6 protein-coding genes are annotated in these 10942 nt (G+C 65.7%); 3 read left to right on the forward strand and 3 right to left on the reverse strand.

What is annotated here, in order from left to right:
- Nucleotides 1-17 precede the first annotated feature (17 nt).
- Nucleotides 18-476: an NAD(P)H-binding protein gene (locus tag ACOQPD_RS00450; RefSeq protein WP_420612947.1), complete on the reverse strand. Its 459-nt coding sequence runs from the start codon at nt 474-476 to the stop codon at nt 18-20.
- A 450-nt stretch (nt 477-926) separates the two neighbouring features.
- Between ACOQPD_RS00450 and gltB the strand changes: the two genes are divergently transcribed.
- Both gltB and ACOQPD_RS00460 read left to right on the forward strand, forming a co-directional pair.
- Complete coding sequence (gene gltB / locus ACOQPD_RS00455) at nt 927-5519, forward strand: glutamate synthase large subunit (protein WP_420612948.1); 4593 nt, start codon at nt 927-929, stop codon at nt 5517-5519.
- Nucleotides 5512-6975 carry a glutamate synthase subunit beta gene (locus ACOQPD_RS00460; RefSeq protein ID WP_420612949.1) on the forward strand — a complete coding sequence of 488 codons (1464 nt, stop codon included), beginning with the start codon at nt 5512-5514 and terminating at the stop codon, nt 6973-6975. The genes gltB and ACOQPD_RS00460 overlap by 8 nt, the downstream gene beginning before the upstream one ends.
- A 154-nt stretch (nt 6976-7129) precedes the next feature.
- Here ACOQPD_RS00460 and ACOQPD_RS00465 read toward each other — a convergent pair whose 3' ends face one another.
- The gene (locus ACOQPD_RS00465; protein ID WP_420612950.1) at nt 7130-8332 is read right to left on the reverse strand and encodes a DNA polymerase IV; all 1203 of its coding nucleotides are present in this window, start codon (nt 8330-8332) and stop codon (nt 7130-7132) included.
- 172 nt (nt 8333-8504) lie between these two features.
- Here ACOQPD_RS00465 and sufB point away from each other — a divergent pair, with 172 nt between their 5' ends.
- Nucleotides 8505-9920 (forward strand): Fe-S cluster assembly protein SufB, encoded by a 1416-nt coding sequence (sufB, locus tag ACOQPD_RS00470; protein WP_420612951.1) that lies wholly within the window; start codon nt 8505-8507, stop codon nt 9918-9920.
- 45 nt (nt 9921-9965) lie between these two features.
- Here sufB and ACOQPD_RS00475 read toward each other — a convergent pair whose 3' ends face one another.
- Nucleotides 9966-10904 carry a sigma-70 family RNA polymerase sigma factor gene (locus tag ACOQPD_RS00475; protein WP_420612952.1) on the reverse strand — a complete coding sequence of 313 codons (939 nt, stop codon included), beginning with the start codon at nt 10902-10904 and terminating at the stop codon, nt 9966-9968.
- Nucleotides 10905-10942 lie beyond the last annotated feature (38 nt).

Here is a 10942-nt window from a genome sequence, read left to right on the forward strand (position 1 = left end):
CAACCAACGACTAGCAACTAACAACTAAGGCTTCCGGCTTCCTCCAGTTCGCCCACTGCTCGGGCTGCGCCCTCCAGGTCATCGTCGACGACCACGGTGGCTACCTCCCCGACGGACTCTGGATACGGTCCCTTCCGGTGTTCTGCATCCACCCAGATGACCCGCTGTACGCCGGCGTTACGGGCTGCCTCGGCCCATCCGGCCAGGACGTCATCCGGCTGCCGAGCGAAGGCCCGTTCGCGGTCGTCGTGGGCCGCCTCGGTCACCAGGACCGCGCAGAAGCAGTAGAGCGCAGCCGCTTCCACGTGCGAGCTGTCGGAAACGTCCCCGATCGCGACCTTCACACCTTGTTCCTTGAGGCGGTCGGTATCGGAATCGAAGGTGATGAAGGCGCGGACCTCGGCCGCCGACCGGCAGACCGTAGAGATGATGGCATCGCCGATTCGCGTGTCGGCTCCCACGACTATCACTGGCATGACCACCCCAAGCTAGCGGTCTCTCTGCGAAACAACTTGACGTGCCGGTGCGGGCACGCCTTCGTCAGCGGGCCTTGCGAGGAACACCGCTGCCGACGCCATACCACACCGCTATTCCGCAGAAAGACCACAGTGGTCTCTCTGCGAAACAACTTGGTGTGCTCTGGCGGTCATCGGTGTCCCGTCGCTGCGTTCCGCCTCCTTGACGTGCCGGTGCGGGCACGCCTTCGTCAGCGGGCCTTGCGAGGAACATCGCTGCCGACGCCATACCACACCGCTATTCCGCAGAAAGACCACTAGCTCGGGGCCTCCGGGAGATTCGGGCCGGGTCCGCCCGCCGGTGTAGCATTGCGGATTCGGTCGCTCCGCCCGGGGAGACCGTCGCGGTCGTGCCGCGCGACCGGCTAGCACCCCTCCCGATACTGCCGGAGGATTCGTTATCAGTACGCAATGGGGGAGAAGAGTTTGATACCCGGCCTGTACCGGAGCGAGTTCGAGCATGAGGCTTGCGGTGTCAACTTCGTCGCGGACCTGAAGGGGAGGCGGAGCCATCATCTCGTCGCGCTGGCGATGGGGGCGGCGGAGAACATGACGCATCGGGGTGCGACGGGATCTGACCCCGACACCGGCGACGGCGCCGGCATCCTGCTGCAGGTTCCCGACCGTTTCTTGAGGGCCGCCGTTCCTTTCGACCTGCCGCCGGTCGGTCGCTACGCCACGGGTATCGCCTTCTTCCCCGACAGCGAGGATCTGACCGCGACGGGGATGCGGCGAGTCGAGCGGATCGTGGCCGACGAAGGTCTGGAGGTGCTCGGCTGGCGGGAGGTCCAGACCGATCCGTCCGTGATAGGAAGTGATGCCCGCAGGACGATGCCGGCCATGCGGCAGGTGTTCATCGACGGGCGCGGGGCTTCCGGGATGGCGCTGGAACGGCGAGCCTACGTGGTGCGCAAGCGGATCGAACACGAGGTGCGTCTCGTGCCGGGCGACCGGCGCCCGCAGGAGGCAATCGGTGGAGCCCCCACCATGCATGAGGGTGTCTACTTCGCAAGCTTGTCGGCCAGAACCCTCATCTACAAGGGCATGCTCACCGGGTTGCAGCTGCCTGACTTCTTCATCGACCTGCACGACGACCGGGTGGAGAGCGCGATCGCTCTTGTCCACGCCCGGTTCTCCACCAATACCTTCCCGATGTGGCCTCTGGCCCATCCGTACCGGATGATCGCCCACAACGGCGAGATCAACACCATCCAGGGTAACCGCAATTTCATGAAGGCACGCGAGAGTCTCCTGGCCACGGACCTGATCCCGGACCTCGAACGCGTATTCCCGGTCTGCACCCCGGGTGTTTCCGACACGGCGGGTTTCGACGAGGTCCTGGAACTGCTCTACATGGGCGGTTACTCCCTGCCCGAGGCGGTCCTGATGATGATCCCCGAGCCCTGGGAGAATCACGAGAGCATGGATCCGGCGGTGCGGGACTTCTACCGTTACCACGCTTCCCTTATGGAACCCTGGGACGGTCCGGCGTCGATCGCCTTCACCGACGGGCGGCAGATCGGCGCGGTGCTCGATCGCAACGGGCTGCGTCCCTCCCGCTACTGGGTCAGCGATGACGACCTGGTGGTCATGGCGTCGGAGGTGGGCGTCACCGACGTTCCCCAGTCCCGCATCGTGGAGAAGGGCCGGCTCCGCCCCGGGCGGATGTTCCTGGTGGACACCGTCAGGGGCCGCATCGTCCGGGACGTGGAGATAAAGAGAGAGCTGGCGACGGCTCGGCCTTACACCGCCTGGCTAGGTGAGGGCCTGGTCCGGCTCCGGGAGCTTCCTGAGGTGCCCGCGGATGCGAGCGGCGACCTTCCGGTACGGGAGCGGCTCCGAGCATTCGGTTACACCCACGAAGAACTGAAGATGCTGGTAGCGCCCATGGCCGCCGGGGGAGAGGAGGCGCTCGGATCGATGGGCACCGACACGCCCCCCGCGGTGCTGTCCGACCGGAGCCGCCTCCTGTTCGACTACTTCAAGCAACTCTTCGCCCAGGTGACCAATCCTCCGCTGGACGCCATCCGGGAGAAGCTGGTGACCTCGATGCGGACGACCATCGGGCCGGAGTCCAACCTGTTCCGTCCGGGGCCCGACTCGTGCAACATGATCGAGCTCGACAGCCCCGTGATCGACAACGGGCAGCTCGCCTCCCTGCTCCGCATGGACGAGGTTGCCGCGGTGCGCGGCTCGGCCGCCGTGGTGAGTTGCCACTTCAGTCCCGACGGTGGGGGCGACTCCCTGCGCGAGGCCCTCGAAGGGGTTTGCGCCGAGGTCGACGGACTGATCGAGTCCGGCGTGTGGGCGATAGTGCTGTCCGACCGCGATGTGGGCCCTGACCGGGTGCCGATCCCCTCCCTCCTCGTGACGGCCGCCGTTCACCACCACCTGATCCGCACCCGGAACCGCACCCGGATCGGCCTGATCGTCGAGACCGGGGATGCCAGGGAAGTCCATCACCTGTGCCTCCTGCTGGGGTACGGGGCCACGGCCGTCAACCCCTACATGGCCTTCGCCGCCATCGACCACATGATCGAGGTCGGCAGCCATGGCCTGGCCGGGATGGACCCCGCCAAGGCCCATGCCAACTACGTGAAGGCGGCCAGCAAGGGAATCCTGAAGGTGATGTCGAAGATGGGCATCTCGACCGTAGCCTCCTACATCGGGGCCCAGATCTTCGAAGCGGTGGGTGTAGGCGCCGAGGTGATCGACCCCTACTTCACCGGGACCGTGAGCCGCATCGGGGGTATCGGCCTCGACGTGATCGCAGCGGAGGCGGTCTACCGCCACCACAGCGCGTTCGCCGACAACCCCGGCGAGATCGCCCACCGCGACCTGGACGGAGGGGGCGAGTACCAGTGGCGGCGGGAGGGGGAGTACCACCTGTTCAATCCGGAGACGGTGTACAAGCTACAGCACTCGACGCGAGCGGGTCGCTACGACTTGTTCAACGAGTATTCCCGTCTCGTGGACGAGAAGGCGGAACGGCTGGGCACCCTCCGCGGTCTCTTCCGGTTCAAGACGGAAGAACGTACCCCGGTACCCATTGACGAGGTGGAGCCGGCATCGGAGATAATGAAGCGGTTCACCACGGGCGCCATGTCATACGGCTCCATCTCCAAGGAGGCGCACGAGACCCTCGCCATCGCCATGAACAGGATCGGCGGCAAGTCCAACACCGGGGAGGGTGGCGAGGACCCGGTCCGCAACATCCCCGACCCCAACGGTGACCTGCGGCGCAGCGCGGTCAAGCAGGTGGCCTCGGGCCGGTTCGGCGTCACCTCCGAGTACCTCGTGAACGCCGACGATCTCCAGATCAAGATGGCCCAAGGGGCCAAGCCGGGGGAGGGAGGCCAGCTCCCCGGCTACAAGGTGTATCCGTGGATCGCCGAGACCCGGATGTCCACTCCGGGTGTGGGGCTGATATCGCCCCCGCCCCACCATGACATCTACTCGATAGAGGACATCAAGCAGCTCATCCATGACCTGAAGAACTCCAACCCGGAGGCGAGGATTCACGTCAAGCTGGTGGCCCAGATGGGTGTCGGGACGGTGGCGGCCGGGGTTACGAAGGCCAAGGCCGACGTGGTTCTCATCTCCGGGCACGACGGAGGTACCGGGGCCTCCCCGCTGACCTCCATCAAGCACGCGGGCGGGCCTTGGGAGATCGGTCTCGCCGAGACGCAGCAGACCCTGTTGCTGAACGGTCTGAGGGATCGGATCGTGGTGCAGGCGGACGGGCAGCTGAAGACCGGTCGGGACGTGATGATCGCCGCGCTGCTGGGCGCCGACGAGTACGGATTCGCCACCGCGCCCCTGGTGGTCTCAGGTTGCATCATGATGCGGGTCTGCCATCTCGACACCTGCCCTGTTGGGGTCGCCACCCAGAACCCGGAGTTGCGCGAACGTTTCAACGGCCGGGCCCGCTTCATCGTCAACTTCATGCGCTTCGTAGCCGAACAGGTGAGGGAATTGCTGGCCGAACTGGGTTTCCGCAGCCTGGACGAGGCGATCGGCCACGCCGAGTTGCTGGACGTGCGGGAGGCGGTGGACCACTGGAAGGGCGACGGTCTCGACCTCTCTCCGATCTTCCATGTACCCGATCTGGCACCCGGCCAGGCAAGGAGGCAGACCACCGAGCAGGACCACGGCCTCTCCGAGGCCCTCGACCAGACGCTCATCCAGCTTGCGGAGGGGACCCTGGCCGGCGGTCCCCCGGTGACCCTGGACCTGCCGGTCCGCAACGTGAACCGCGCGGTGGGGACGCTGCTCGGCTACCACGTCACCAGCCGTTACGGAGCGGACGGGCTTCCGGACGATTCCATCACGGTGAACTTCACCGGCATGGGCGGCATGAGCTTCGGCGCCTTCCTCCCCAAGGGCGTCACCCTGAATCTCGTGGGGAGCGCCAACGACTACGTAGGCAAGGGCCTATCCGGAGGTCGTATCGTGGTCACGCCCCCGCCCGAGGCCCCGCTGGTGGCCGAGGAGAACATCATCGCCGGGAACGTGATCCTGTATGGCGCCACCTCGGGAGAGATGTTCCTTCGGGGTGTGGTGGGGGAGCGCTTCTGCGTCCGCAACTCGGGCGCGGTGGCCGTGGTGGAAGGGGTCGGCGACCACGGTTGCGAGTACATGACGGGTGGGCGAGCGGTGATCCTGGGCCGTACCGGACGCAACTTCGCCGCCGGCATGTCGGGCGGGATCGCCTACGTCTACGACCCGGACGGCGCCTTTCCCGGCCAGGTCAACACCGAGATGGTGTCGCTCGACCCGCTCGGCGAGGACGACCTGGCCTTCTTGGACAGCACGCTCACCGCCCACTTCAGGGAGACGGATTCCGCCGTGGCTGCTCGGATACTGGATCGGTGGGACCGGGAGGTGCGGCGCTTCGTCAAGGTGATGCCGGACGATTACAAGCGGGTGCGCGAAGCGGTCCGGCAGGCTGAGAACGCCGGGGAGCCGGTACTCGAGGCGATCATGGCGGCCGCGCATGGGTGACACCAAGGGCTTCCTGAAACATGGTCGCCGGACCCCGACCCGCCGGCCCGTCGGCATTCGAGTTCTCGACTGGAACGAGGTCTACGAAGAGTTCCCAGTGACGCAGGTCCGGGAGCAGGCCGCCCGGTGCATGGACTGCGGGATCCCCTTCTGCAACGGCGGGTGCCCGCTCGGCAACCTCATCCCCGATTGGAACGACCTCGTGTACCGCGACAGTTGGAGGGAGGCGATCGACCGCCTGCACGCCACCAACAACTTCCCGGAGTTCACCGGGCGGTTATGCCCGGCGCCATGCGAGGCGGCCTGCGTGCTCGGCATCAACTCCGACCCGGTGACTATCGAGCAGATCGAGTTGGAGATCATCGAGAAGGCCTGGAACGCAGGATGGGTTACTCCCCTGATGCCCACCACGGTGACCGGTCGCAGGGTGGCGGTGGTCGGATCCGGTCCGGCGGGGTTGGCGGCGGCGCAGCAGCTCACCCGGGCCGGTCATGCCGTGACTGTTTTCGAGCGGGATGACCGTATCGGCGGCCTGCTCCGCTACGGCATTCCCGACTTCAAGATGGAGAAGCGGTTCCTCGACAGGCGCCTGGCCCAGATGCGGGCCGAGGGCACCCGGTTCCGGGTGAATGCCGAGGTAGGGGTCGATCCGGCTGCTGACCGGCTCCGTGACGAGTACGACGCCGTGATACTGGCCGGTGGCGCCACCCGGGCCCGCGACCTGCCTATCCCCGGCCGCGATCTGGACGGCATCCACCAGGCGATGGAGTACCTGACGCCTGCCAACCGGGTGCAGGCGGGCGACCTGTCCGCGACCCCGATCTCCGCCCGGGACAAGCGGGTGATCATCATCGGGGGCGGCGACACCGGCGCGGACTGCCTTGGCACCGCCCACCGACAGGGTGCCGCCTCGGTACACCAGTTCGAGATCATGCCCCGGCCTCCCGACCAGCGGCCCGATTCGACCCCGTGGCCGACCTGGCCCCTCATGTATCGCGTGTCGGCCGCCCACGAGGAGGGCGGGCGGCGCGAGTTCGCCATCAATACGGAGGAGTTCGTGGGCGACTCCGCCGGACATGTGACCGCGCTGAGGACCCACCGGGTCGATATGACCTTCAATGACGGACGGCCGTCTTTCGAGCGGGTGGACGGTTCGGGCGAGGAGTACCCGGCCGACCTGGTGCTGCTGGCACTGGGCTTCGCCGGCCCGGATCGATCACCCATGCTGGAACAGCTGGGCGTGGACATGACCGATCGTGGAAGCGTGGCCCGCGACCGCAGATGGGCTACGAACGCCGAACGGATCTTCGTGGCGGGCGACATGGGCCGTGGCCAGTCGCTGATCGTGTGGGCCATCGCCGAGGGTAGGAGTTGCGCGGCGGCGGTGGATCGCTATCTCATGGGCGAGACCATGCTTCCGGAGCCGGTATCCACCACCGACACCCCCTGGCGCTAGTTGATCGTGGTCGGTCTGCGTTGCGGCGCCATATCCCACCGCCACCACACAGACCGTCCACGTGGACCCGCGATAACAGCAACGAACGCGCCTAGCGTGAAGACGCCCTAACCCTGATTCTTCATATCCCGCGACGCCGGGCCGTATGCGGCACTCAGTCTTGTGCGTCGTGGGCCGGATCGGATTCCCCGCTTCGAAGCCGGGCGGGCTCTACGGCATGGCGACCGAAACGGACTCTCAGGTCGTCCACGGTCTCCTCCAGATTCTCCCAGCGTTCCTCGTGGTCGGCCATCAGCTGCCGCGGCGCGCCGGTGGGTTGCAGTCCGCTGACCGCGACGCCGAGCAGCCGGACAGGCCGGCCGCCGGCGCCGGTACGGTCCAGCAGGCGACAGCAGGACCGGTAGAACTCCCTGGACACATCGGTCGCGGATCGCAATGTCTCGGCGCGGGTGATGGTCCTGAAGTCGGGAAACCGGAGTTTGAGAGAGACTGTGCGTCCCGACAGTCCCGCCCGACGTAACCTCCATGCAACCTGATCCGCCTGTCGCAGCAGTTGGGAGCGCAGGGCCTCGGTGCCCGAAATGTCGTGCTCGAAGGTCTGCTCGACCGAGATCGACTTGGCGCCGCTGCGGGGTTCTACGACCCTCTCGTCGATCCCGTTGGCGAGGCGGTGGAGGTGATCCCCGGTCGCTTCTCCCAGGTGGCGACGGAGTAGGGGGAGGGGCGCTCGGGCCAGTTGACCTATCGTGCCTATCCGCATCGAGGCGAGCTTGCTCCGGGTGGATTTGCCAACCCCCCACAACTCCTGCACGTCGAGGTGTTCCAGGAAAGCCTGCTCGCTTCCCGCGGTGATGATGTGTAAGCCGTCCGGCTTGGCATGTCCGGACGCCATCTTGGCCAGGTACAGGGAGGTGGCCGCGCCCACCGAAGCCGGAAGGAGCAGTTCGCTTCTGATCCGAGCCCGGATGGCCTCGGCCACCGCGCGGCTGTTCGGGTAATGGCGGCGCAGGCCTCTTACATCAAGGAAAGCCTCATCGACGGACAATCCCTGCACGAGGGGAGTGAAGTCCCGGAATATCGAGAAGACCCGCTCCGAGATCTCGCCGTAGCGTCGATGGCGGGGCGGCACGATCACCAGTCCCGGGCATTTCCGCCGGGCGGTGCTCATCGGCATGGCCGAGCGAACACCGGTAGCTCTGGCCTCGTAGGAGGCGGACGCAACCACTCCTCTCGGTCCCTCGCCGCCGACGACCACCGGCTGCCCCACAAGCCCGCGGTTGTCGAGTCGCTCCACTTCCACGTAGAACGCATCCATATCCACATGGAGAATGGGCTCGGCGATGCGCGGCTCGTCCATTTGCGGCCAACATTAGGCCCTTCAACCTCTTGAATCTGTGCCAGCCCTTCCTACACCCGATCCATGAACGATGGGCGTGGATTTCGTGCTCTGGTTTCGGCCGGGCCTTGGTATCATCGGCACATTCCCATTTGAACGACCGGCCTTATTCACCGGTGGCGGAGGCCTCATCATGACGACCACAGTTGATATCGATCTCGGCGCCTACAAGCTGGGATGGAGCGACCCCGAGGACGATTACGTCTTCAAGCCCGAGAAGGGCCTCTCCGAGGAGATCATCCGGGAGATGTCGCGCATCAAGGGCGAGCCGGACTGGATGCTCAACTTCCGCCTCAAGGCCTACCGGCGGTTCCTGGCGCGACCCATGCCCACATGGGGCGGCGGCGGCCTGCTGGACGAGATCGACTTCGACGACATCTACTACTACGTCAAGCCGGCCGAGGACCAGGCCAAGGACTGGGACATGGTGCCCGAGTCCATCAAGGACACCTACGAGAAGTTGGGCATTCCCGAGGCGGAGCGCAAGTTCCTGGCCGGTGTGACCGCCCAGTACGAGTCGGAGGTCGTCTACCACCGCAACCGGGAGGACCTGGAGGAGATGGGAGTCCTGTTCATGGACATGGACTCCGCGGTTCGGGACCACCCCGACATCGTCAAGGAGTACTTCGGGACGGTGATCCCGCCCAACGACAACAAGTTCGCCGCCCTCAACTCGGCAGTCTGGTCGGGGGGCTCGTTCATCTACGTCCCTCCGGGAGTCCATGTGGACCAGCCTCTCCAGGCCTACTTCAGGATCAACTCGGAGAACATGGGCCAGTTCGAGCGGACCCTGATAATCGTGGACGAGGGCGCCTTCTGCCACTATGTAGAGGGGTGCTCGGCGCCCGTCTACACCACCGACTCCCTCCACTCGGCGGTGGTCGAGATCGTCGTCAAGCGGGGCGGGCGCTGCCGCTACACGACCATCCAGAACTGGTCGAACAATGTCTACAACCTGGTGACCAAGCGGGCGGCCGCATATGCCGACGCCACCATGGAGTGGGTCGACGGCAATATCGGGTCCAAGCTCACCATGAAGTACCCGGCGGTGTGGCTGATGGAGCCCGGGGCCCATGGCGAGGTGCTGTCGATCGCGTTCGCCAGCGAGGACCAGCACCAGGACACGGGCGCCAAGATGGTCCATGTCGCTCCGAATACCACCTCCACCATCCTGTCAAAGTCCATTTGCAGGGAGGGTGGCCGGGCCGGCTACCGGGGTCTGGTGAGGGTGGAGCCCGGCGCCGAGAACGCCAAGTCGTTCGTCCGCTGCGACGCCCTGATCCTGGATGACGACAGCCGCTCCGACACCTACCCCTACATGGAGATCGAGGAGGCGGATACCGAGATCGGTCACGAGGCCACGGTGTCCAAGGTCGGGGAGGAGCAGCTCTTCTACCTGATGAGCCGGGGCCTGACCGAGGACGAGGCCACCTCGATGGTGGTGGCCGGATTCATCGAGCCGATAGTCAAGGAACTCCCGATGGAGTACGCCGTCGAGATGAACCGGCTTATCGAGTTGAACATGGCGGATGCCGGAGCGGTCGGCTAGCTTGTAGTTGACAGTTCGTGGTCAGTAGCAATTAACAACTGGCAACTAGAGATCTATCAGGCTCTTCAATCCGTGTGCGTTGCTGGGATGCCGGAGCTTCGATAGGGCCCTGCGCTCGATCTGGCGGACGTGCTCCCGGGTCACGCCCAACCTGGCGCCGATGTCGGTCAGAGTCTGCATATGGGATCCCTCCAACCCGTAGCGGTCGACCACCACCGTGCGCTCCTCGGTGGTGAGCATGCCCAGAGCCTCCTCGATCCGGGCTCGTCGCACGGCGGCGGCGGCATGGGCGAACGGATCGGTGGCGGTCTTGTCCGGGATGAAGTCTCCCAGCACGGCATCCCCGTCCTCGCCCACCGGACGATCTATCGAGGTGGTGCTGGTTGGGGTGGCCAGGGCGGTTGCTACCCGGTCGATGTCGAGACCGCTGGCGGCCGCGATCTCCTCGCGGGTCGGTCGGCGTCGAAGTTCCTCGGTCAGCGTGTAGACCGTCTCGTTCACCGTTCTGACGATGTCGACCATGTGGACCGGCAGGCGGATGGTGCGAGCCTGGTTGCCGAGCCCCCGGGTGATGGCTTGACGGATCCACCAGGTGGCGTAGGTGGAGAACTTGAAGCCCTTGCGCCAGTCGAACTTCTCGACAGCTCGTATCAGTCCGAGGTTGCCCTCTTGTATCATGTCGATCAGGTCCATGCCTCGGCCGGAATAGCGCTTGGCGATCGAGATGACGAGGCGGAGGTTCGACTGGATGAAGACCGCTTTGGCTCTCTCACCCTCTCTCACCCGCCGGCGTAGCTTCGGGCGATCGGACGGGTCCAGGTCGGGTGTGGCATCGAGTTGGTCGCGGGCCTGGCGGCCCAGTTCGATCTTGAGAGCGAGCTCTACCTCGTCCTGGGCGGTCAGAAGGGGGTGCGCCGATACCTCGTCGAGGTACAGGTCCACTGCGTCGGTCGATAGCGGTGTCTCCCTCGCTGTTAAGACCACGCCTACTTACCCCCTCTCCATGGATGCGACAAGGCAAC

The organism is Candidatus Spongiisocius sp., assembly GCF_965221825.1.
In the GTDB taxonomy this organism is placed as follows: domain Bacteria; phylum Actinomycetota; class Acidimicrobiia; order Spongiisociales; family Spongiisociaceae; genus Spongiisocius.

What these genes read in the sequence shown, in the direction of transcription:
- ACOQPD_RS00450 (WP_420612947.1), bottom strand. Translation starts at nt 476, where the DNA reads ATGCCAGTGATAGTCGTGGGAGCCGACACGCGAATCGGCGATGCCATC.
- gltB (WP_420612948.1), top strand. Translation starts at nt 927, where the DNA reads ATGGGGGAGAAGAGTTTGATACCCGGCCTGTACCGGAGCGAGTTCGAG.
- ACOQPD_RS00460 (WP_420612949.1), top strand. Translation starts at nt 5,512, where the DNA reads ATGGGTGACACCAAGGGCTTCCTGAAACATGGTCGCCGGACCCCGACC.
- ACOQPD_RS00465 (WP_420612950.1), bottom strand. Translation starts at nt 8,332, where the DNA reads ATGGACGAGCCGCGCATCGCCGAGCCCATTCTCCATGTGGATATGGAT.
- sufB (WP_420612951.1), top strand. Translation starts at nt 8,505, where the DNA reads ATGACGACCACAGTTGATATCGATCTCGGCGCCTACAAGCTGGGATGG.